The organism is Ruegeria sp. AB7, from assembly GCF_056542625.1.
In genome coordinates this window covers 319,377-341,525 of sequence record NZ_JBQGAC010000003.1, presented here as the reverse complement: position 1 = coordinate 341,525, position 22,149 = coordinate 319,377, and the positions used below count along the sequence as shown (strand labels likewise).

Below are 22,149 nucleotides of genomic sequence, written 5' to 3'. Positions count from 1 at the left end.
GCACCTGCGAAAAAGGCCCTCAGAAATCTGAGGGCCTTTGATGTATTTTTTCGTCTTAAGTGATCAGGATGCTGCAATCAGCCCCATGCTTTCCAGCTTAAGCAGAACCTGATGTGCGCAGTTGTCAACCTCGACATTCTCGGTCTCGACGCGCAGCTCTGGGTCTTCAGGGGCGTCGTAAGGGTCGGAAATCCCCGTGAACTCTTTGATCTTGCCCTCACGTGCCAGTTTGTACAGACCCTTGCGGTCTCGGCGCTCGCATTCTTCAATGCTGGTCGCGACATGCACCTCGCAAAATGCACCGAATTGTTCGATCTCTTCACGCACAGCACGACGGGTAGTTGCGTAAGGCGCGATAGGAGCACAGATGGCAATACCGCCGTTCTTGGTTATCTCAGACGCGACATAACCGATGCGGCGGATGTTCAGATCGCGATGTTCCTTCGAAAAGCCCAGTTCCGAAGACAGGTTCTTACGCACGATATCCCCGTCCAGCAGGGTAACCGGACGATCCCCGGTCTCCATCAGCTTGACCATCAAGGCGTTGGCAATGGTGGATTTGCCCGAGCCTGAAAAACCGGTGAAAAACACGGTGAATCCCTGTTGCGAGCGCGGCGGGAAGCGGTTGCGCAGTTCCTGAACAACTTCGGGGAACGAAAACCATTCAGGAATCTCCAGCCCTTCGCGCAGACGGCGGCGCAGTTCAGTTCCCGAGATGTTGAGGATCGTGACGTTGTCCTTGTCCAGGATCTCGTCATTCGGTTCGTATTGCGCGCGTTCCTGCACGTAGACCATATGTTTGAAATCGACCATCTCGACGCCGATCTCGTCCTGATATTTTCGGAACAAGTCTTGCGCATCATAGGGGCCGTAGAAATCCTCACCGGCAGAGTTTTTGCCCGGACCTGCGTGGTCACGACCGACGATGAAATGGGTGCAGCCGTGGTTTGCGCGGATCAACCCGTGCCAGACTGCCTCGCGCGGGCCAGCCATGCGCATCGCAAGGTTCAACAGCGACATCGACGTAGTCGAGGCCGGATATTTATCCAACACGGCTTCGTAGCAACGCACGCGGGTGAAATGATCCACATCGCCCGGTTTGGTCATGCCAACCACGGGATGGATCAGCAAGTTGGCCTGTGCTTCTTTTGCGGCACGGAAGGTCAATTCCTGATGCGCACGGTGCAAAGGATTGCGGGTCTGGAATGCCACGATCCGGCGCCAGCCCACTTTGCGGAAATAGGCGCGCAACTCGTTCGGCGTGTCGCGGCGGGCTTTGAAATCGTAATGCACGGGCTGCTGGATGCCAGTGACCGGGCCACCCAGATAAACTTTGCCCGCTACATTGTGCAGGTAATTCACAGCCGGGTGCGCATCATCATCAGCGCCAAAGACCTTTTCCGCCTCACGCGCCTTGTCTGGTGTCCAGCGGTCGGTCACGGTCATGGTGCCGAGGATCACGCCTTCCTGATCGCGCAGGGCAATGTCCTGCCCCAGCTCGATCGATGCGGCAAAATCCTCATCAACATCCAAGGTGATCGGCATTGGCCAAAGTGTTCCATCGGCGAGGCGCATGTTTTCGACCACGTTGTCATAGTCCGCTTCGCTCAGGAAACCTTTGAGCGGATTGAACCCGCCGTTCATAAGCAGTTCCAGATCGCAAATCTGCCGGGGCTTAAGATCCCAGCTGGTCAGATCAGCGGCTTCTATCTTGAGTTTCTGCGCAGACTCGTAGGAAACATACAGTTCGGAGATAGGGGCCAGATTGCTTAACATCGTCATCGGAAAACTCTTATCGCAGTTCTGTTTGCATTTGTTTCAAGGGTGTTTGCAGGGCATGTGCCTCGGCCTGAGGGTGAAGTCCATAGACTTGCAAAAACTAAGGATGAAATGCGTGGTTTTTTCTCGAAATGGAACGGTTTTCTGTTTTTTGTTTCATGTTATTGAAAAAATCCCGCCGCTCAGGCTCATTAGGCGCATTCTCAGGCAATCTGTTCCAGCGGTGAGGTTTGCGACCCAAGGTCGGCTGCGTGCCTGACGGGCAGGGCAGGGACGGGTTCAGAGACACCGCGCAGGCTGAATTCCCGCAGATCGCGGGGATCACATTGTAACCCAGCCGCGTCCAAAACCTTGTCCGATACAAGGAGCTCAACCCCCAACGCTTTGGTTTCAGCCTCCAAACGGCTGGCAACATTTACAGCGTCTCCGATGATCGTGCGTGGCGCGTGTTTAGCCGCTCCGATTTCGCCCAGCACAAGATCACCAAGATGTAGACCCATACCAATGCGCACAGGTTGGCTGCCTTCTGCTTGGAGCTGCTGGTTGAAACGCTCCAATGCGTGTCCGATCCCAGCCGCCGCCCTCAGACCGGCACTTGCCGAACTTGCGGCGTTGGCTGTTTCGAACATCGCCAGCAACCCATCGCCCATGTATTTGTCGACAACTCCGCCTTGCGCCGTGATTGCTGGGACAATTGCGTCGAAGAAACGATTCAACAGAAACACGACATCATACGGCAATTGCCCCGTTGTGCGGGCAGTGAACCCACGCATGTCCAGAAACAGAACCGCCAGCTGCCGTTCTTGCCCTTGGCTCGCATGCGCACGATCACGCGCGCCGTCGGGGCGGAAAACACGAAACACCGTGAGCGGGTCGGACGGCCGCATCTGGCAGGCCAGGCGGGTTCCTTCTGGCGCGCTGATCGCTTTCAGACTGCGGGCTTCAACTTCGGTAGGCGGGTGCAACTGATCGGCACCATCTTCAACCACTACGCGACAGGTCGTGCAGCGCCCCTTGCCACCACACAGCGCGGTATGTGGGATGCCATTTGCGCGTGACATCTCCAAAAGGGTCATGCCTTTCTCCGACACAACTTCTGGACCGTTGACATAGCGCACCCGCACCGAATGCCGCCGCCGCCAAAGCTTGCGCCCGAGATAGACCAAGCCTGTTAGTGCAAGCGCGGCCCAGAATACCCACTGCGTATAGTCTGTGACGGAAAACAAAGACTGAAACTCTTCTTGCGAAGGCCAGTTATAGTATTCGACATACTGTTCTCGTAGATCGGGGTCGGCAAAATCGGCCCAGATACGCCGCCCCTCGGTCAGAAGGCCCGCGAAGGCGAAGCCCGGTACAAAGACGGCGAGACCGATCAGATATGGAACCATCGCGCGCCACCATGTGGTCAACCGTAACCACATATGTAGCCCTATACATCCGTGGACCCACACCAACAGAAGCAATAGACTTTGAAACCAGATCGCGGTGCTGGGCCACATCAGAATGATGATGTAACCCATTTCATCATTCACCCCGAAAATCTCATGCGCGTATCGGGTCTGAACCAGATGTGAGATAAGCTGCAGCGGGATCAACAATCCAAGAATAACCTGAAGCGCGACGCTGGAAGGCATTCTGAGCGTGCGGCGCTGCGCGAGTGAGACAAGCGCCAGTCCCATGTGCAGCAGCAATGCGCCATATATCACGACGCTGCCGATCTCATTACGGCTGACAGCTTTACGTCCGCCCTGCATCCCGTGCAGCAAATCAGTGTGAAACAGACCAAGGCCGATATTGATGAAATGAAAGAACGCAAAGACAAACAGCACGAGGCCGCTTGCGATTCTGAGCCGGCTCATCCATCCGCCGCGCCAAAGAACGTTTTCCAAAAGCTCACCTGTTCTTCGCGTTACTGCGGTTGATCCTGATACGGTGCCGGGTGCCGGTCAAGATAGGCGCGGTCACCTTTCGGGGAACCAGTCGCAGGGGGCGCCTGCGGTTTGTATTATCTGGTGTTCTGCGTTGAACAATACCAGATGGCTCAGTTCAGGGCGCGAGCGCGAACTATATAGCAGCCCATCCGCGCCGTATGTGCGGGCCTTGTCCGAAAATCGCCATGTTGGAGAGAGTATGCCGGTTGCCCGCATGTCTTGCCAGACGATCGAGGCAGAAGGTTGCCCTCGCAAATCCAATACTTGCGCCTTGGATATCTTCAAGCGATGGATCGTCCGTGGAGGGTCGCACTGCGAGACATAGCGCCGAATGGCGATCCCGGCCCCTTCAGCGCTAAGCGACGCATAAAGCGCGAATTGGCCAGAATGATGAAACCGTCCTTCGGGGGCACGGGCCGATGAGAGCGGGTCACCCGATTGGGTGCGGAACAGAATTCTCCAGACGAGGCCGGAGAAATCTGTGATCATCTTAGTCGTTCTCCGCCAAGAATCGTTCTGCATCCAGCGCGGCCATGCAGCCCATACCGGCGCTTGTCACAGCCTGACGGTATACGTGGTCGGTCAGGTCTCCGGCAGCGAAAACTCCCGGAACCGAAGTTTGCGTCGTGCCCGGCTTGGTCACGACGTAGCCACCCATGTGGGTTTCCAGCGTATCATTGACCAGCTCATTTGCCGGGGCGTGGCCGATAGCGACAAATACGCCTTTGCACGGAATCTCCGTGATTTCGCCGGTCTTTACATTCTTGACCTTGACGCCTTCCACACCCAGTGGGGCATCGGTTCCGATCACCTCATCCAGTTCGTGAAACCAAAGCGGCTCGATCTTTTCGTTCTTGAACAGCCGATCCTGAAGGATCTTTTCAGCTCGCAACTCATCGCGGCGGTGGATCAGAGTGACTTTGCTTGCGAAGTTGGTCAGGAACAGCGCTTCTTCGACGGCAGTATTTCCGCCGCCGATCACAACGATTTCCTGACCGCGATAGAAGAAGCCGTCACAGGTGGCACAGGCTGACACGCCAAACCCTTTGAATTTCTCTTCCGAGGGAATGCCTAACCACTTGGCTCGTGCGCCCGTTGCCAGAATCACCGCGTCGGCGGTGTAGATGGTGCCACTGTCGCCTTTGGCTGTGAAGGGACGCTGGCTTAGATCGAGATCGCTGATGATATCGCCGATCACTTCGCATCCCATTGCCTTGGCGTGATCCTGCATCCGAACCATCAGGTCTGGCCCCTGAACCTCGGTGTCACCCGGCCAGTTTTCCACCTCGGTTGTGGTGGTCAGTTGTCCACCGGGTTCGATACCCTGCACCAGGATCGGTTCCAACATGGCCCGGCTTGCATAAACGCCCGCGGTGTATCCTGCAGGTCCCGACCCGATGATCAGAACCTTGGTGTGTCGTGTTTCGGCCATGGTATCCTCACTCAAACTGCCTCGGCGGACGTGTTGTCCGGTGCGGATCGATATAGCGACCGCAGGGCAGGGCTTAAAGCCCCTTCATATTGCAGGTCCGTGATGTGCCTAATGATTGGCTTTGCGGCCAATTATGTATCTGAAATAACGAAAATTGCGTGGCTGTGAAATATTATTGCGCCTCCCGGGGCTGCTGATATAACAACTGAAAAACTCAGGAGCATTCGATGGTCACGACCCGGTTGGATGAAATCGACCGCAAAATTCTTGCGGAACTGCAGGCCGATGGCCGTATGACCAATGTTGAGCTTGCTAAGCGCGTAGGAATATCCGCTCCTCCTTGCCTGCGACGGGTGCGGACGCTGGAAGATTCGGGGTACATTCGGGGCTATCATGCCGAGGTGAACGCCCGCGAGCTTGGGTTTGAAGTGCAGGTCTTTGCCATGGTCGGACTTGAAAGTCAGGCCGAATCCGAACTTAGCGCTTTTGAAGACCGGTGTCGGGAATGGCCATTGGTTCGCGAATGCCACATGCTGAATGGCGAGGTTGATTTCATCCTGAAATGCGTCGCACCGGATCTCAGCAGTTTTCAGCAATTTCTGACAGGCGAGTTGCTGACCACGCCAAACGTGGCCAGCGTCAAGACTTCGCTTGTTATCCGAGGCGCAAAAGACGAGCCAGGCGTACCATTTGACGTACTGGAAGACCGGATGAACCGGACGGCCTGAACCTACCTCTTGTTTGATCCACAGGACAGGGTGGCAGCATCGCTGCCAGTGCAAGGGTTAAAACCCAACTCAGTAAAATCTGCATAATGCCCCACGCTTGCAGTACTAGTTAACCAGTTCACGCTGTCATAGCGTCAATTTCACCATCTCCGGCTCTTGGCAAGAGCAACGGCCCAAAATCATTCAACGATTCGATATGTGAGAATAGATTCAAATAGATCGAACGCAAAGAGTGACTGATCATTCGGACTGCGTTGATGCCCGGATGATAGGTCTCGAATTGCAGGCCATCGACCCGAATCACGGAATGTCGGGCCACACAGATATGAAACAGCTCGACCGGAGTCGGCGGCAGCGTTTCAATGATACCCATTCCATCCTGAAACTCACTGACGGGTGTCAGCATGGGCTGCCCGCCGTTCAAATGACGCATGTGCGTAGGCGTACCCAGCAGACGTGCGGCGGGGCCCGTGATGACGCCCGACATCGGTTTTTGCATCCCGAACGTGTCGGCCATGATCCGCGTCAGTGGCCGGGTTCGCCCGCGCGTATCCTCGCGTCCGGGAATCAGTGTGACAGACCCTTTCCAAAGCACGGTTTCCGATGATCCGTCCTGAGTGAGGACATCATCACCCGGCAGCAGATCTTCGATCGCCATCTGGCCTTGCGGCGTCTCGACCAACGATCCGCGCGTGAACGCACAAAATGCATCTTCAAACATCGGCAAAGCTGGCGCGATATGGCGCGTCTGTGAAATATCCCCGTTTTTCAACAGACTGCACACTTCATAACGTCGAAGCTGTGCTTTTTGTTTTGTCGCGGGACGAGGCGCATCGCGCAATAGCGCTGACGTCTCGACCGCGTTTCTGGCAGCGCGGGCCAGAGAATTTGGAATAGTCATGGTATTCCGTCCCCTCTAAATTCCGTCCGACGGCTTGAACCCCCGTGCAATATCGCCGGACGACCTTGTTCTTTGTCTGTAATCAGATGGGTAAACACAGGCCAGTCGCCGCGAATGCACAGCGCCGCATCAGAAAACACCAGTGTTTTGGTCAAGTTCTTGACCCCCCAGACAAACTCGTAAACCGCAGGCTGCAATTGCCTGCACACACACGCTCCGAACCCTGGTCGCAGTCCTGATTGCGACCCCACACACCGGACCGGAGCTTCATCCGGTATGCGTTTGCCCTCCGAGACCGGCAGCTGGTCTCTTGGGGTTGCTGTGTCAGCGTCGCGCCGCCAGACGGCGTGCAACTCTGACTGAGTGACTTGAAACCCGCTTCCAGGGCATTTCTGGTTCTTGATCCCTGACAGCCGCAAAAACGGCGCTGAGAAAGCGTGATTTCGATTTCATATCCATTGTCCTGCTTCGATAGGGCGGTCGCCCTGTTCCCGTTTATGAAGCCAATGTGACGCTGATTTGCGGCGCCTATAAGGCTGATCCGGGTTGAATTGAGGACAAATTGAAGGTTTCAGGTACCTCTTAGTTGCTTCCGCCCATGCCATGACGACCCCACTTGGGGTAACCGTCTGTGCATTGGCGAAAATTTGAGACGATTCTGACTCTGATAAACACAAGAAATGTGGCAGAAACTGGGCAAAGCTGCCTTAATCTGGGCCAGATTTACAACCTGATAGCGGAAATCAATCTGCCGTAGTCGGCCTCTTTGGCATGGGTCGAGCGCCGGTAGGAATAAAACCTGTCGGGGTCGGAATAGGTGCAGTGACGGACCCACTCGGCCTGGCCGATACCAGCTTCGCGCAGACGATGCAGGCCAAAGGCGGGCAGGTCGAAATGCATCCGGTCACCTTTGCCATTTGCAAAAAAACGCGCGTTCTCTGGCGTGTCAGCAAGGAAGTCGTCCAGAAACTCTGAGCCGACCTCGTAAGCGCGTTGTGAAATCGTGGGGCCGATTACGGCAATTGTGTTATCCCGGCTGGCTCCCAGCGCTTCCATCGCGTCCAGTGTTGATTCCAGCACACCATCCAACGCGCCGCGCCAACCTGCATGTGCGGCCCCGATCACATTTGCGTCAGGATCCGCGAACAGCACCGGCTGACAATCAGCGGTTAATATTGTAAGCGCCAAACCCGGCGTTGATGTGACAACCGCGTCAGCTTTGGGTTTGTCACCAATCATCGGACCATCGACTGCAATCACGGTCGGCGAATGCACTTGATGCACACCGATCATCGCCTCAGGTGCCACTTCCATCGCGTCGGCGACGCGCCGACGGTTCAAAGCTACGGCCTCAGTCAAATCTGTCGACCCGGTTCCGCAGTTGAGTCCTTCGAAGATACCAGAAGATGCGCCACCGCGGCGGCTGAAGAACCCGTGTCGTACGGGGGACAGCATGTCTGAGGTAATGATTTCCAGTGTCATGGTTCCAGTCCCGGTGGCGGCGTGGCGTTTGGCGGATAAAGGCCCAGTACTTTGAACAGGTTTCCCATTTCGTCGGGGTGCGTCAACCGTCGATGTGCAGAGACGAGCGCCTCAAGCTGTGACCCGCTGAGAGGGGCGGCAAGCGATTGCGCGCGCGCAGTGATCCCGAGCCGTTCAAGAAACACCCCCTGCGGGGTCAGTTTTGTATATGCGCAGCCCGAAGCATGAGACGCCTTCGCCAAGACCTCAAAGTCGACATGTGTGGTCAGATCCGCCTGACCGGGCTGATCCAGGGGATCGACACGTTCATGCGCTTGCAACGCCTGCAAAGTGTCGCCAAGCGAGCGCCAGTCACCATAATCGATGATCAGCGCGGCTCCGCCGTTACGAGCGATCTGCCCGGCAACAGAGTACATAATGGAACTGGCAGCAGCGCACAGTTCTACCAGATCTCCGTCCTGCGTATCCTCGACACGTCCGCTGAGCGCAGCTTGTGCCGATTGCGCACCAAGACCGAACGCAAGCGATGCACCATTTTTGCCAACTAACCTCTCGCGCCAACCTTCGCCTTCGCGCAGGAACTGGCGGATGGGCAGGGCATCAAAGAACTCGTTTGCCACCAGAAACAGAGGAAGGTCTTCAAGATCAGAAATTGCCTCGATCCACTGAAGTTCATACCCTTGCAGTGCCTTGGCTTGTACGTCGCGCAAAACAGGTGAAGCTTCGAGTAACGCGATCTCGGCCGCTTTGTGAAAGCCAGGAACACTTTGAGTGGCGCGCAGGATGTCTGCCATCAGGGTGCCACGACCAGGGCCAAGCTCGGCCAGAACAAACTTTTCGGGTTTGCCTTGTACCAGCCAGCATTGCGCCAGACACAGTCCTATTAGCTCTCCGAACATCTGACTGATTTCAGGCGCTGTAATGAAATCGCCCTGAGCGCCCAGCGGATCGCGGGTTATGTAGTATCCATGTTCCGGATGCATCAGACACTCGGTCATGTAGTCAGCGATGGTCATAGGGCCATCATTCTGGATGCGCAGGAGCAGACGATCCTTCAGGTTCATGATCTGCGTTGTGCCCGAAATGCGAACCAAAGGCCAAGTGCAATCATTGGTAGCGACAAGAGTTGCCCCATCGTCAATCCATATCCGCCAACATGCCACGCCAGCCCTAGCGGATTACCGGGCGATACAAATTGCGCATCGGGTTGACGGAAGAATTCGACAAAAAACCGCGATGCACCGTAGCCAGCCAGAAATACGCCCATAACCAGACCTGGTTTTTGAAACGCGCCGCGCCGGTAGGCCAGCCATATCAGAATCGCCCCGAGGATCAGACCCTCGAGTGCTGCCTCATACAGTTGCGACGGGTGGCGGGCGCACATCCCCGCAACAACGCCGGGACAATCCTGGGCCGCAGTTCCGGGAAAGATCACCGCCCATGGCAATTCACTGGGTCGACCCCAAAGCTCGGCATTAGTGAAATTCGCCAATCGTCCCAGCAACAACCCGGGCGGCACTGTGTAGGCAACCAGATCTCCCAGCGAAAGAATGGGTATAGCGTGGCGCCTGCCGAACAGATAAGTGGCGATCACCACGCCCAACAGGCCGCCATGGAAGGCCATGCCACCCTGCCAAACCATCAGAATTTCCAGTGGATACGCAAAATAATATGCGGGTTGATAGAAAAGGACGAACCCCAATCGACCACCAAGAATTACACCCAGTATGATCCAGGTGACCAAATCCTCAAGCTGATCGGGTTGCATCGGTGGTGTGTCATCAGCCCAAAGCACAGGCCGCCTAAGCGCCATCAGCGCCATGCGCCAAGCAATCAGGATGCCGACGATATAGGCCAGCGCATACCACCTGAGCGCAAACTCCATCCCGAACAGAGAGATCGAGAAAATTTCGGGTGACAGATCGGGGAAATTCAAAACAGCCTGCATGTGCGTCTCATTGCCCGGGGTTTGCGTGGCAAGTCAACCTTGAGCCCGGGCCAATCTTTACCCATATAGAGAGCAATCGCGAAATCGGAGAAAGCCCATGCAAACCCGTAACAAGATTCTGGACGATATGTCTCAACTGATGACCAATGCCATGGGTGTGGCGCAGGGGGCACGAGAAGAGGCCGAAAATGCGATGAAATCAATGATGGATCGCTGGCTGGCCGACCGGGATTTCGTAACCCGTGAAGAATTTGATGCTGTGCGTGCCATGGCGCAGAAAGCGCGCGAAGAGAACGGTGCACTTGAACAGCGAATTGCCGCGCTCGAGGCGAAGCTGGACAAATAACGTCCGCAGGAATTTAAGATTTTGGGTAAAAGCATCCGCCGCGCAATCCGAACTTGGATTGTGCGGTGTTGTGCATTTTGCCGCTCTGCAGAAATTTATCAAGACAAAGCTGCATCCAATGCCAATATTTTGATCGGCGTTGCCAACTGTCCACAACTTATTGCTGTTATCCCCAATAAATAGGGTTGCCAGAGCTGTGCTCACATCGCACCATATTTAGTACAGGCAGACTGGGGAAGCCCGGCTTGTAGAGCAGGCAACTAGCGCTGGGGCGCTGCCAGCCCCAAAATGCTAGAGATTAGTGAGGTGGCATTATGGCCCTTTCCGAGCAGTATCTCGAAGAAGACCTTCATCCGATCGACATTGTTGAACATCTTGCAGAACATCACGACTGGGATTTTGACCGGATCGGGGATGATCAGATTGCCATGGCTGTCGAAGGACAGTGGCGCACATATTCGATAACTTTGGCCTGGTCGAATTACGATGAAACGCTCCGCATGGTGTGTTCCTTTGAGATGGAGCCTCCGGCCGAGCGCGAAACCGAGCTTTATGAGCTACTGAACAAGATGAATGATCAGTGTTGGGCCGGGGCGTTTACCTACTGGGCCAATCAGAAATTGATGGTCTATCGCTATGGCTTGGTGCTGGCCGGTGGTCAGACGGCCAGCCCGGAACAGATCGATACCATGATCACCGCAGCGGTACTGAGCGCCGAGCGCTATTACCCCGCGATCCAACTGGTGACCTGGGGAAACCGAGACCCCGAAGAGGCGATGCAAGTCGCCATTGCAGAGGCCTACGGCCGCGCGTAAAGCTTTGCCCCGAACCATAGGGGAGGGGCAATCATGGATATCTCGCGAGTTGCGGAACAGGGGCTTGTGCTTCTGGGATGCGGCAAGATGGGCTCAGCGATGCTTGCAGGCTGGTTGGAACATGGCCTTCCTGCCGCATCGGTCTGGGTGATCGATCCATTTCCCTCGGATTGGCTGAAGGCGCAGGGCGTCAACATCAACACTCCTCTCCCCGAGGCACCCGCAGTTGTACTCGTAGCGGTCAAACCACAGATGATGGGCGAAGCCCTGCCAGCCATTCAAGCGCTGGGCAATGGTGACAGTCTTTTCATATCGGTCGCAGCGGGTACATCGCTGGCCACTTTCGAGAACGTCATTGGGGCAGATACGCCGATCATCCGTGCGATGCCAAATACGCCTGCGGCGGTTCGGCAGGGGATCACGGCGCTGATTGGGAATGCCAACACCTCGGACGCGGATATCCTAATGGCTGAAGACCTGCTTTCGGCCATTGGTGAGACGGTTCGATTGGATGATGAGACGCAGATGGATGCCGTCACCGGGGTCAGCGGTTCGGGCCCGGCCTATGTATTCCACCTAATCGAAACACTGGCGCAAGCTGGCGAAGCGCACGGCTTACCGCCGGAACTGGCGATGAAGCTAGCCAAATCAACCGTCGCTGGGGCAGGGGCGTTGGCGATGGCCGCTGACGAGCATCCGTCTCAATTGCGGGTCAACGTCACCTCTCCCAACGGCACCACTCAGGCCGCACTGGAGGTGTTGATGCATGAAGAAGAGGGTTTCCCAGACCTGCTACATCGTGCCGTCAAAGCTGCAACCGACCGATCTAAGGAGTTGTCTCGTGAGTGAGATTTCATTCGACGAATTTCTCAAAGTCGACATTCGTGTAGGTGAGGTGATACGCGCCGAGCCGTACCCGGAAGCCCGCAAGCCCGCGATCAAGCTGTGGGTCGATTTTGGCGATGAGATCGGTGAGCGCAAAACTTCGGCCCAGATCACCGCGCACTACGATCCGGCGACGCTGGTGGGCAAGCAGGTGATGGCCGTGGTCAACTTTCCCCCGCGCCAAATCGGTAAATTCATGTCCGAGGTTTTGGTGTTGGGTCTTCCCGACGAAAACGGTGAGATCGTGTTGATAGGCCCCGATGGCGCTGTGCCCATCGGTGGAAGGATGCATTGATGAAACTGCTGATTGCCCGACCGATGACTTCGGCTGTGCAAGTGCGCGCCCGTGCCGAATTCGATGTGGAATTCCGCAGTGAAACCACGCCTATGACGCATGAAGAAATGTTGCGGGCGCTGACTGAGTTTGACGTTGTGGTCCCAACGTTGGGCGATCAGTTTTCGGCAGAGATCTTTGCTAAGGTGCCAGAGCCTCGCTGTAAACTGCTGGCAAATTTCGGAGTTGGGTACAATCATATCGACGTGGACGCCGCGCACGCTGCCGGGGTAGCGGTAACCAACACGCCGGGTGCCGTCACCGATGCCACCGCCGATGTTGCCATGACACTTTTGCTCACGACGGCCCGCCGTTCAGGTGAGGGGGAAAGGTTGGTCAGGTCAGGCCAGTGGCAGGGGTGGCATCCTACACAGATGCTAGGCCAACATGTGACCGGCAAAAAGGTGGGCATCATCGGAATGGGCCGCATAGGTCAGGCCATTGCCCGGAGGTGTCATTTCGGATTCGACATGACCGTTGCCTATCAATCACGCAATCCAAAGCAGCTGGACCTCCAAGCAGAGTATATTCCGGATCTCAGTGCATTAGCTGCGGCAGTGGATTTTCTTGTCATAGCCGTCCCCGGAGGAGCTGAAACACGACACTTGGTCAACGCGCAGATTTTGGCCTCGATGAAGCCCTCGGGCATTGTGATAAACATTGCGCGCGGTGAAGTTGTGGATGAAGCCGCCTTAATCCAAGCGCTTCATGCCTGTCAGATTGCTGGCGCTGGGCTGGATGTCTACGAGTTCGAGCCCAAGGTGCCGCAGGCCTTGTGTGACATGGAAAATGTGACTCTGCTGCCCCACCTCGGCACCGCGACCGAAGAGGTACGCACCGATATGGGTCACATGGCGTTGGACAATGTCGCGGCGTTCGTGGCCGGGCGAACGTTACCCAACCCGGTTTAGGAACCCACCGCCTCGCGCCAGTGTTTGCGGCAGAGCGAGACATAAGTCTCGTTCCCGCCAATCTGGACCTGCGCCCCTTCGGTGATGGTGTTTCCGTTTTCATCCTGACGAATCACCATCGTCGCCTTGCGCCCGCATTCGCAGATGGTGCGTACTTCGCGCATCTCATCGGCCAGAGCCAACAATGCTGCCGACCCGGGGAATAGTTTACCCTGAAAATCCACCCGCAACCCGTAGGTCAACACTGGGACCTTCAGATCATCTACGGCGCGCGCAAGTTGCCAGACCTGCTCTTCCGAAAGAAACTGGGCTTCATCAATGAATACGCAGGCGATGCTCCCTTGTGTCAGGCGGTTTTCGATCATGGCAAACACATTGTCGTCGGGACGAAACCTGTCCGCTCGTTCCGAGATTCCGATTCTTGATGCGATCCGCCCCTCACCGGCGCGTCCGTCAATGGCGGCTGTCATCAGGTAGGTATCCATGCCGCGTTCGCGATAGTTATGCGAGGCCTGTAGCAACACGGTCGATTTGCCCGCGTTCATAGTCGAATAGTTGAAATAGAGCTTTGCCATGCCGTGGGTCTAATTCGCATGTGCTGCCTGGGCAAGACGTCTCATGGGGGTAAATCGACGCCACCATCGCTACAGCTGAGGTTGAGCAAATGCTCTTGGGGATGGATTACCTCGCCTTCGCGACAGTGGCGTCGTCGGCCTACAAGTGGCCTATACAATGCAAGGCTAAAATCCTGCCCCGCATACACTCTTTACCGGCTCGAACGGCCGCCACTCACTCACAAAATCCCTGCATATCTGAGGGATAGTCAATTATTGCCATTTCAATTATGAATCGAATATGGGAAATTTCCCTACCCTTTCCCCCAGCATGGACAGGCAGAGGGGGCAGGGCGCAGGTAACAAGGGTAGCAAAATGGCAGATATCGGGGCCTATCTGAAAAAGCATACCGAGGCATTGGTTAAGGATGTCGGAATCGAAGCCGCGTGCGAGATTACCGGGAAATCCAAAGCCACGCTGGGCAGGTACTATTCAGACAACGCAGAACATGCTGACCGGTTCATGCCGGTGGATGCTGTTGCCCGGTTGGAAAACGCGGCTGCCTATCCGCACGTGACTGCGGCATTGGCGGATTTGAAGAATATCACGCTTTCTTACGATGGACGAAACTCGGACAGCCCACGTACGGGCGGGGTAAATTCCGATGTCATTGCGCTGAGCCAGCGGTTTGCCATGCTGATGACGGAATATCAGTCGGCGATAGAAGATGGCATCATCACGGTGAACGAGGCGAAGCGACTGTTGAAAGAAACCAGTATGCTGCAGCAGGTGCTGATTGAGATGAAGCTACATCTGGAAGAAGAAAGCGTTAGCTGACTGTCCCGCACAGGGCAAATAGGTGAGCGCTATCTCGGTACGTCGTCCCCATTCGTGACCAATAATGGGGCCTGAGCCACTCGCGCGGCACAGATCCTTTCATTTCTGTCTTGGTTTCGGGTTACTTTTTACCCTTTCCCCCGCCTTTGCCGGGCTTGTCACCTCCCTTGCCACCGCCTTTTCCGGGCTTGTCACCCCCGTGGTGACCACCTTTGCCACCGCCTTTACCGGGTTTGTCACCTCCGCCGTGACCGCCTTTGCCGCCCCCTTTGCCAGGTTTGTCGCCGCCGCCGTGGCCACCTTTGCCTCCACCGTCGCCTGGACTGTTTCCGCCATCACCCGGATCACTACTGCCGCCAGAGTTTCCTCCGCTGTTGCCTGGGCTACCTCCACTGTTGTCCGAACTTCCGCTTCCGTTTGCGTCACCCGAGTTGGAGGATGGATCGCTGCTGCGATCTTCCCCGGCATTCGTGTTAGAGATCGATGCTGTGGGCAGATCGCTCAATAGCTGGGTCAGCCCGGGACATTGCGCCGAAGTGTTCTGCAGAATCGAAGCGAAATCGGAACGATTTTGCAGATGAGATACAAACCCTCGCGTCACGTGCGAACAGCCGCAGAGCGTGTCAAAATCGCCTTCATTGGCGGCAACACGCGCGGTGTTGACTGTACAGGTTTGCGGTTCTGCGATTGCCGCGCCGGTCGCCATGACCCCAATGAAAGGTGCGGCGACCAAGGCGGCCAGTCCAACGCGAGTATTATTTCCCATAACAGCGGGCTCCCATAACTACATCACTCGGATGCACAGGGCATCCGGGTTTCGATGTGTCGGTCAGAGATGAAGGAGCGGTTGAGCCCGTCTGAATAATTCTTGAGAAAGCGGTTTGGTCTTGCAGCGATTCCAGCAGCGCAGTTAAGGCGCGCGCTTATTGATGCCGTTTGACGATCACAGAACCCACCGAATACCCGGCCCCGAACGAGCAAATCAGGCCCACATCGCCCGCATCCAGATCGTCTGAGTGTTTCGAGAAGGCGATAATCGACCCGGCGGATGAGGTATTGGCGTAGTCCTGCAGAATGTTGGGTTGCTCACCCGGTTCAGGTTCGCGCCCTAGAACCTTCTTACCGATGAAGTCGTTCATCGTCTTGTTGGCCTGATGCAGCCAGAGGCGTTTTAGATCATCACTACTGATGCCCTCTGTCTCCATGTGGTCGCTGATATGTTTGCTGACCATGGGCAGGACCTCTTTGAACACCTTGCGACCATTCTGCATGAACTGCATGTCGCGGCGATCCACCAGACCATCGGGGCGCGAACGGCGGAGGAAGCCGTTGTTGTTGCGGATATTGTTGGAAAACGCAGTTGCGCACCGGGTCGAGACAATCTCGAAATGTGGGCCTTGGGCGTCTTCGATCCGCTCGATCAGAGTAGCGGTCGCGACATCGCCAAATATGAAATGGCAATCCCGGTCGCGCCACTCAAGATGACCCGAGCAGATCTCGGGGTTGACGACCAGCGCCGCCCGGACCGAGCCCGAGCGCACCATATCCGCCGCCGCCTGAATGCCGAATGTGGCCGAGGAACAGGCCACGTTCATGTCAAACCCGAATCCGCTGATCCCCAATGCCTGCTGAGTCTCGATCGCAATTGCAGGATAAGCACGTTCATGGTTCGAAGCGGCGCAGATCACCAAATCGACATCCTCGGCGCTGCGCCCCGCTTGTGCTAGCGCCTTAAGGCACGCATCCACCGCCATCTCGGTCATGATCCCAGGCTCGTCGTCGCTACGCTGGCGCAGCGCGGGATGCATGATCTCGGGGTTCAAAACACCGGTCTTGTCCATCACATACCGGTTTTCGATGCCTGATGCCTTCAGGATGAACTCTTCCGAGGAATGCTGCATCGGTTCTATGTCGCCCGCTGCAATCGCATCCGCGTTTTCGACGTTCATCCGGTCGGCATAGGCATTGAACGCTTCCACCAGTTCAGCGTTGGTGATGATGTTTTCTGGTGTATAGACACCGGTCCCGGTGATGGCAGGAGTGTACATGGCTGGCCCTGAGTTCATGATCTGCACAAAATGCAGTCCCTATTAGTATTGATCAAGATGTGTTGACCCAAGGGAATGTATCGCCTCTCGCTTCATAACTTGAATAGTTCAAAATTCGAAGTATATTTCGCCGCGACTCGCACGGAAAAGATTCATGTCAGACGATATCAGCATGCGGTTAGGACGCCTCAGCCCTGAGATTCAGGCGATGATGGGGGTCTACGCGCTTTATTGGAAACTGGAAGAGAGCTTTGACAGCATCGAAACAGACCTGAGCCATCAGGAATGCCACATGCTAATCAAGCTCGATGTGCCCAAACGTATGGGAGTGCTGGCCGCAGATATGTTGACAGTGCCGTCAACGATTACGGCGACCGCCGATGCACTTGAACTGGCGGGGCACCTGACCCGACAGCGTGATCCCGAAGACCGTCGCGCCTGGCTTTTGGTGCTGACCGAACAGGGCGAAGAGGCCCGCAATATGCTGGTGGCCGTGGCGGGTGAGCTTTTCCACAGCGCATCGGGTCTGAACACCGAAGAAACCGCCGAGTTCGCACGGCTGGCTCACAAAATCCGTGACAACATTCTGAAAACCGGAATTCCCGAGGGATTGACGAAATGAAACTCCTAACCTCTGTATGCCTCGCACTGTCCTTGTTGACTGCGCCTGCCATGGCGCAAGAGCCTGCCAAGCCTGTGAAACTGATGCAGGTAAGCGAAACCTCTCCCGGCTTTTCGCGCCAATTCTTTGGTCGGATCGCCGCTCGTCAGACCGTTGATCTGGCGTTTCAGGTCGCAGGGCAGATCGTTGAGATGCCTGTGACCGAAGGCTTTGTAATCCCAAAGGGTGAGTTGATTGCCCGCCTCGATCAGGAACCGTTCGAACTGCAGCGCGACCGGACGCGCTTGCAAAAAGATCAGGCGGATCGAACACTCGCCCGCCTGTCGCGTCTGCGTGGAACCGCAGCCAGCCAGGTTGCCGTCGATGATGCCGAAACAGCTGCGCAACTGGCTGCGATTGCGGTTCGAGATGCAGAATATGAGTTGGAACATGCGACGCTGACCGCTCCGTTCGACGCGCTGGTTTCAAGCCGTGCAGTTGAGGCGTTTACAACTGTTTCTGCGGGTACTCCGATCGTGCGGATTCACGATATGTCTGAACTGCGTATTGAGGTGGATGTGCCCGAAATCCTATTTCAGCGGTCCGGACAGCAGGACGACATCACGATTACTGCCAAGTTCCCTGTCAGCGATGAGATCTTTCCGCTGGAAATAAGGGAATTCGATGCTGAATCCTCAAGCGTGGGCCAGACCTTTCGCATCCAGTTCGGTTTGACACCGCCCGAGGGATTGCAGATTCTTCCCGGTTCCTCCGTGACCGTCACGGTGCAGGTGCAGGATGAACGCACCGGTATCATCATCCCGCCAACGGCTGTAGTTGCTGATGCCAGCGGCGCGCTGGGCGTTCTGGTCTTCTCGCCTGCTGGCGCCGACGAAGGCACCGTCCGCCGGGTTCCCGTGACTGTTGAACCTACGCAGAGCGGCGATGTCCGCGTGCTCACCGGCCTGATGGATGGAGACGAAATCGTCGTCGCCGGTGGGGGTGCATTGTCCGATGGTCAAACTGTCCGCCGCTTTGTCGGCTTCTCGAACTGAGGGCGGTTTCATGAGCATCGCACGCGCTTCGATCGACCGGCCTCTCTATACGTGGCTGTTCATCCTGATTGCCCTGTTCGGCGGCATTTGGGGTTTCACGTCGCTAGGTCGCCTTGAAGACCCGGCCTTCACCATCAAACAGGCGGTGATCGCCACGCAATATCCCGGTGCGACTGCCGAACAGGTGGCGCTGGAGGTGTCAGAACCGTTGGAATCTGCCATTCAGCAGATGGGCGAGGTGGATGTCATCACCTCGGTCAACCAGCCGGGACAGTCGCTGATCGAGGTTGAGATTAAATCCACCTATGACGGCAGTGAGTTGCCCGACATCTGGACCCGTCTGCGCGCCAAGGTGCGCGATGCAGCACGCGGTCTGCCTTCGGGCGTGGGTGCGCCTTATGTGAATGACGGGTTCGGGGATGTGTTCGGCCTGTTCTATGCCGTTACGGCAGAAGGGTTTTCTGACGCCGAGAAGCACGAACTGGCGACCTTCCTTCGCCGCGAATTGCTGACGGTAAGCGGTGTTGCAGATGTCGAGGTTCAGGGCTTGCCGGATGAGGCGATCTTTATTGAGCCGGACCTGTCGATCTCGGTCAATCAGAACGTTCCGCTGCAGGCGATCAACGAAGCTATCGCAAACGCGGACTCGGTCAACGCTTCGGGTTCGCTGAGATCCAATAGTGACCGCACCACGATCTTGACGGCCGAGGGCTCGGACAGCGTGTCGGCGATCGCCGGCCTGTCGGTTGGATCGCAGGGGCAGGTGATCAATCTGTTTGATATGTCAGATGTCTATCGCGGGCGGCAGAATGATCCCGATATCATGATCCGATTCAACGGCGCTGAAGCTTTCACGCTGGGTATCGCTGGGCTGGCCACTGAAAACATCGTCGAAGTCGGGCAGCGTGCAGATGCCAAACTGGCCGAACTGGATTCCGAAATCCCCTTTGGTGTCGAAATCCTGCCCATCTATCAGCAGCATGTTGTTGTCGATGAGGCCTCGAACGCCTTCCTGCTGAACCTCGCCATGTCAGTCAGCATCGTGGTCGCGGTTCTGGGCATTTTCATGGGCTGGCGCGCGGCCATCGTCGTGGGTTCCACACTGTTGCTGACCGTTGTGGGTACTTTGCTCTTCATGTCGATGTTCTCGATCGAGATGGAACGGATCTCGCTGGGCGCTCTGATCATCGCCATGGGGATGCTGGTCGACAACGCCATCGTGGTGGCCGAAGGAATGCAGATTTCGATGTTGCGGGGAAAATCCTCGCGCGATGCTGCGGAAGAGGTTGCGTCAAAAACGCAGATCCCACTTCTGGGCGCGACGGTGATCGGGATCATGGCTTTCGCCGGGATCGGGCTCAGTCCTGACGCGACCGGGGAATTCCTGTTCTCGTTATTTGCCGTGATCGGCATTTCACTACTGCTGAGCTGGGTTCTGGCCATCACGGTGACACCTTTGCTTGGGCACTATTTCTTCAAGCAGGGCAAAGAGGGTGAGGTGGATGCCTATGGCGGCATCCTGTTCCGCGTCTACGGTGCAATCCTGAACTGGGCGCTTCGGTTCCGATGGCTGGTAGTGGCCGGGTTGATCGGGGTCACAGTCGTCTGTTTTGCGGGCTTTGGACTGATGAAACAGCAATTCTTCCCAAACTCGAACACGCCGTTGTTCTTCGTGCACTACAAGCTGCCACAAGGCACGCCGATCGCCCGCACGGCGGAAGATATGGCCGTATTCGAGGACTGGCTGGCCGAACGTGATGACGTCGTCTCGGTTGCCACATTCGTCGGGCAGGGTGCCACGCGGTTCATGTTGACCTACGCTGCCGAGAAGCCAAACCCAAGCTATGGACATATGATCATCCGCACCGAGGCTTTGGACGACATTCCTGCCTTGCAAGCCGATCTTGAGGAGTTCGGTTCAGCCCAGTTCCCCGAAGGCGAGTTCCGCACCAAACGCCTGATTTTTGGTCCCGGTGGCGGCGATCCAATCCAGGCTCGGTTCTCGGGTAGTGATCCGGTTGTCCTGCGTCAACTGGCCGAAGAAGCGGTACAGCGCATGTCAGCCGCATCTCCGAATGCGCTACATGTGCATCACGACTGGCGTGAGCAGGAATTGGCCGTGCAGCCGATCTATGCCACGGAGCGCGCCCAAACAGCAGGCGTATCGCGCGAAGACATTGCAGCTACGTTGCAATTTTCGACCGATGGCATCACGGGCGGCGTTTTGCGCGAGCGTGACCGCCAGATCCCGATCATCTTGCGCCGCCCGGCGGATGGAGACTATTCGATCGTCGATCAGGTAGTTTACTCCGATCAGTCGGAACGGTTCGTTCCAATCGAGCAGATGGTGGACGGCTTCGACTACAAGGCGCTCAATACGCTGGTTCATCGCCGTGACCGGGTGTTGACCATAACTGTTGGAGCAGACATCCCCCCTGACATGACCGCCGCGCAGGTCCACTCCGAAGTACGCAGTGCCATTGAAGCGATGGAACTGCCGATCGGCTATCGTATGGAATGGGGGGGCGAGTTCGAGGATTCAGGCGACGCGCAGGCCAGCCTTGGGCGGCAGTTGCCGCTGAGCTTGCTGATTATGGTGTTGATTTCCGTATTGCTGTTCAATGCAATCCGGCAACCGGTCATTATCTGGCTACTGGTCCCGATGTCCGTAAATGGCGTGGTTATCGGTCTGCTTGGAACAGGTCTGCCCTTCACCTTCACAGCGCTATTGGGGCTGTTAAGTCTCTCAGGCATGCTGATCAAGAACGGCATTGTACTGGTCGAAGAAATCGATCTGGTCCGCGCTACTGGCAAAGCCCTGCGTCCTGCGATTGTTGAAGCCTCTGTCTCGCGTCTGCGCCCGGTAATGTTGGCGGCGATTACGACGATTCTGGGGATGGCACCGCTTCTGACGGATGCGTTCTTTGTGTCCATGGCAGTCACGATCATGGGCGGTCTGGCCTTTGCCACGATCCTGACCATGGTTGCCGCACCTGTCTTCTACATGTTGTTTTTCAACCGTGAGGAAAAGCGACGTCTGGCTGCTGGTTGATCAACCGCCCGCATCCTCCTTTGGATCATAATGGTAGTAAAAACAGGATAGCTTGTTGCCATCAGGATCACGCAGATAGGCCACATAGAATCCGGGCTCGTAATGGGGGCGGACACCAGGTTTGCCTTCATCTGCACCGCCGTTTTTCAAACCCGTGGCATGGAAACGCCGGACCTGATCGGCACTTCTGGCGGGAAAGGCGATCATCGTGCCATTGCCGGTACTGGCGGGGGCTCCATCAAAAGGTTTGCAGATCCAAAACCCGGTGCCGCTGTCGGGGTCGGAACCCCATCCGGCCCAGCCATCAATCCAACCGGGCAGGCGCGGCTGGCCAAGAACCGCGAAGATCGCATCATAAAAGCGGATGGCCCGAGGCAGGTCGTTGCTTCCGTATGTGGTGTAGAGGTCCATGAGCACTCCTTCCCCGCCCATCATGTGGGCGATGGGCAAGGAGGGGAAGAAAAAAGACCCCGGCCGAGGCCGGGGTCCATTCATTCATATCGTTGCCG

Annotated in this window: 22 protein-coding genes; 10 read left to right on the top strand and 12 right to left on the bottom strand. The window is 56.4% G+C overall.

Annotated features, from left to right (window positions below; all coding sequences use genetic code 11):
• Positions 1 to 63 precede the first annotated feature (63 nt).
• The 4 genes from ACR0EN_RS11555 to trxB form a co-directional block, all read right to left on the bottom strand.
• A complete protein-coding gene (locus ACR0EN_RS11555; protein WP_170392393.1) occupies positions 64 to 1,782 on the bottom strand; it encodes a bifunctional sulfate adenylyltransferase/adenylylsulfate kinase in 1,719 nt (572 codons plus the stop codon).
• 200 nt (positions 1,783 to 1,982) lie between these two features.
• Positions 1,983 to 3,638: an adenylate/guanylate cyclase domain-containing protein gene (locus tag ACR0EN_RS11550; RefSeq protein WP_480586849.1), complete on the bottom strand. Its 1,656-nt coding sequence runs from the start codon at positions 3,636 to 3,638 to the stop codon at positions 1,983 to 1,985.
• A 102-nt stretch (positions 3,639 to 3,740) separates the two neighbouring features.
• Positions 3,741 to 4,199, bottom strand: coding sequence for an RES family NAD+ phosphorylase (locus ACR0EN_RS11545; RefSeq protein WP_170420582.1), 459 nt, complete (start codon positions 4,197 to 4,199; stop codon positions 3,741 to 3,743).
• Position 4,200: 1 nt separating this feature from the next.
• Complete coding sequence (trxB, locus tag ACR0EN_RS11540; RefSeq protein ID WP_480586846.1) at positions 4,201 to 5,142, bottom strand: thioredoxin-disulfide reductase; 942 nt, start codon at positions 5,140 to 5,142, stop codon at positions 4,201 to 4,203.
• Between the two features lie 227 nt (positions 5,143 to 5,369).
• Between trxB and ACR0EN_RS11535 the strand changes: the two genes are divergently transcribed.
• Positions 5,370 to 5,870 (top strand): Lrp/AsnC family transcriptional regulator, encoded by a 501-nt coding sequence (locus ACR0EN_RS11535; RefSeq protein WP_170392385.1) that lies wholly within the window; start codon positions 5,370 to 5,372, stop codon positions 5,868 to 5,870.
• A gap of 118 nt (positions 5,871 to 5,988) precedes the next feature.
• On the opposite strand, the gene ACR0EN_RS11530 is transcribed toward ACR0EN_RS11535, so the two are convergent.
• From ACR0EN_RS11530 to lgt, 4 genes are all read right to left on the bottom strand, one after another.
• Entirely contained in the window at positions 5,989 to 6,771 is a 783-nt protein-coding gene (locus ACR0EN_RS11530; protein WP_170392383.1) for a Hint domain-containing protein, read from the bottom strand.
• 723 nt (positions 6,772 to 7,494) lie between these two features.
• Positions 7,495 to 8,253, bottom strand: coding sequence for a peptidoglycan editing factor PgeF (gene pgeF, locus ACR0EN_RS11525; protein ID WP_480586843.1), 759 nt, complete (start codon positions 8,251 to 8,253; stop codon positions 7,495 to 7,497).
• Positions 8,250 to 9,317, bottom strand: coding sequence for an SAM-dependent methyltransferase (locus tag ACR0EN_RS11520; RefSeq protein WP_170512487.1), 1,068 nt, complete (start codon positions 9,315 to 9,317; stop codon positions 8,250 to 8,252). Before ACR0EN_RS11520 ends, pgeF begins: the two co-directional genes overlap by 4 nt.
• Positions 9,314 to 10,201 carry a prolipoprotein diacylglyceryl transferase gene (gene lgt / locus ACR0EN_RS11515; protein ID WP_480586840.1) on the bottom strand — a complete coding sequence of 296 codons (888 nt, stop codon included), beginning with the start codon at positions 10,199 to 10,201 and terminating at the stop codon, positions 9,314 to 9,316. The genes ACR0EN_RS11520 and lgt overlap by 4 nt, the downstream gene beginning before the upstream one ends.
• Before the next feature lie 97 nt (positions 10,202 to 10,298).
• On the opposite strand from lgt, the gene ACR0EN_RS11510 reads away from it, so the two are divergent.
• The 5 genes from ACR0EN_RS11510 (at position 10,299) to ACR0EN_RS11490 (ending at position 13,492) form a co-directional block, all read left to right on the top strand.
• Positions 10,299 to 10,547 carry an accessory factor UbiK family protein gene (locus tag ACR0EN_RS11510; RefSeq protein ID WP_170512483.1) on the top strand — a complete coding sequence of 83 codons (249 nt, stop codon included), beginning with the start codon at positions 10,299 to 10,301 and terminating at the stop codon, positions 10,545 to 10,547.
• Positions 10,548 to 10,861: 314 nt separating this feature from the next.
• Positions 10,862 to 11,362, top strand: a complete 501-nt coding sequence (locus tag ACR0EN_RS11505) for a type III secretion system chaperone family protein (protein ID WP_010441802.1) — start codon at positions 10,862 to 10,864, stop codon at positions 11,360 to 11,362.
• A gap of 33 nt (positions 11,363 to 11,395) precedes the next feature.
• The gene (gene proC / locus ACR0EN_RS11500; protein ID WP_170818827.1) at positions 11,396 to 12,211 is read left to right on the top strand and encodes a pyrroline-5-carboxylate reductase; all 816 of its coding nucleotides are present in this window, start codon (positions 11,396 to 11,398) and stop codon (positions 12,209 to 12,211) included.
• Positions 12,204 to 12,542 carry a tRNA-binding protein gene (locus ACR0EN_RS11495; RefSeq protein ID WP_170392371.1) on the top strand — a complete coding sequence of 113 codons (339 nt, stop codon included), beginning with the start codon at positions 12,204 to 12,206 and terminating at the stop codon, positions 12,540 to 12,542. The genes proC and ACR0EN_RS11495 overlap by 8 nt, the downstream gene beginning before the upstream one ends.
• Entirely contained in the window at positions 12,542 to 13,492 is a 951-nt protein-coding gene (locus tag ACR0EN_RS11490) for a 2-hydroxyacid dehydrogenase (protein WP_480586837.1), read from the top strand. Before ACR0EN_RS11495 ends, ACR0EN_RS11490 begins: the two co-directional genes overlap by 1 nt.
• Here the strand turns inward: ACR0EN_RS11490 and ACR0EN_RS11485 are convergent.
• Positions 13,489 to 14,067: a thymidine kinase gene (locus ACR0EN_RS11485; RefSeq protein ID WP_170818825.1), complete on the bottom strand. Its 579-nt coding sequence runs from the start codon at positions 14,065 to 14,067 to the stop codon at positions 13,489 to 13,491. The two genes, ACR0EN_RS11490 and ACR0EN_RS11485, sit on opposite strands and share 4 nt — an antisense overlap.
• Positions 14,068 to 14,422: 355 nt before the next feature.
• Between ACR0EN_RS11485 and ACR0EN_RS11480 the strand changes: the two genes are divergently transcribed.
• The gene (locus ACR0EN_RS11480) at positions 14,423 to 14,884 is read left to right on the top strand and encodes a hypothetical protein (RefSeq protein WP_170564099.1); all 462 of its coding nucleotides are present in this window, start codon (positions 14,423 to 14,425) and stop codon (positions 14,882 to 14,884) included.
• Positions 14,885 to 15,005: 121 nt separating this feature from the next.
• On the opposite strand, the gene ACR0EN_RS11475 is transcribed toward ACR0EN_RS11480, so the two are convergent.
• Together ACR0EN_RS11475 and ACR0EN_RS11470 are read right to left on the bottom strand one after the other, a co-directional pair.
• On the bottom strand, positions 15,006 to 15,650 hold the full coding sequence (locus ACR0EN_RS11475; protein WP_170420597.1) for a hypothetical protein: 645 nt from the start codon (positions 15,648 to 15,650) through the stop codon (positions 15,006 to 15,008).
• Between the two features lie 157 nt (positions 15,651 to 15,807).
• A complete protein-coding gene (locus ACR0EN_RS11470; RefSeq protein ID WP_480586833.1) occupies positions 15,808 to 16,932 on the bottom strand; it encodes a beta-ketoacyl-ACP synthase III in 1,125 nt (374 codons plus the stop codon).
• Between the two features lie 154 nt (positions 16,933 to 17,086).
• On the opposite strand from ACR0EN_RS11470, the gene ACR0EN_RS11465 reads away from it, so the two are divergent.
• From ACR0EN_RS11465 to ACR0EN_RS11455, 3 genes are read left to right on the top strand one after another with little or no spacing between them, the layout of a single operon-like run.
• Complete coding sequence (locus ACR0EN_RS11465; protein WP_170420601.1) at positions 17,087 to 17,554, top strand: MarR family winged helix-turn-helix transcriptional regulator; 468 nt, start codon at positions 17,087 to 17,089, stop codon at positions 17,552 to 17,554.
• Entirely contained in the window at positions 17,551 to 18,588 is a 1,038-nt protein-coding gene (locus ACR0EN_RS11460; RefSeq protein ID WP_170392359.1) for an efflux RND transporter periplasmic adaptor subunit, read from the top strand. Before ACR0EN_RS11465 ends, ACR0EN_RS11460 begins: the two co-directional genes overlap by 4 nt.
• A 10-nt stretch (positions 18,589 to 18,598) precedes the next feature.
• Positions 18,599 to 21,640: an efflux RND transporter permease subunit gene (locus ACR0EN_RS11455; protein ID WP_170392357.1), complete on the top strand. Its 3,042-nt coding sequence runs from the start codon at positions 18,599 to 18,601 to the stop codon at positions 21,638 to 21,640.
• Here the strand turns inward: ACR0EN_RS11455 and ACR0EN_RS11450 are convergent, their stop codons facing one another.
• Positions 21,641 to 22,051: a VOC family protein gene (locus ACR0EN_RS11450; protein ID WP_170636053.1), complete on the bottom strand. Its 411-nt coding sequence runs from the start codon at positions 22,049 to 22,051 to the stop codon at positions 21,641 to 21,643.
• Positions 22,052 to 22,149: the final 98 nt, after the last annotated feature.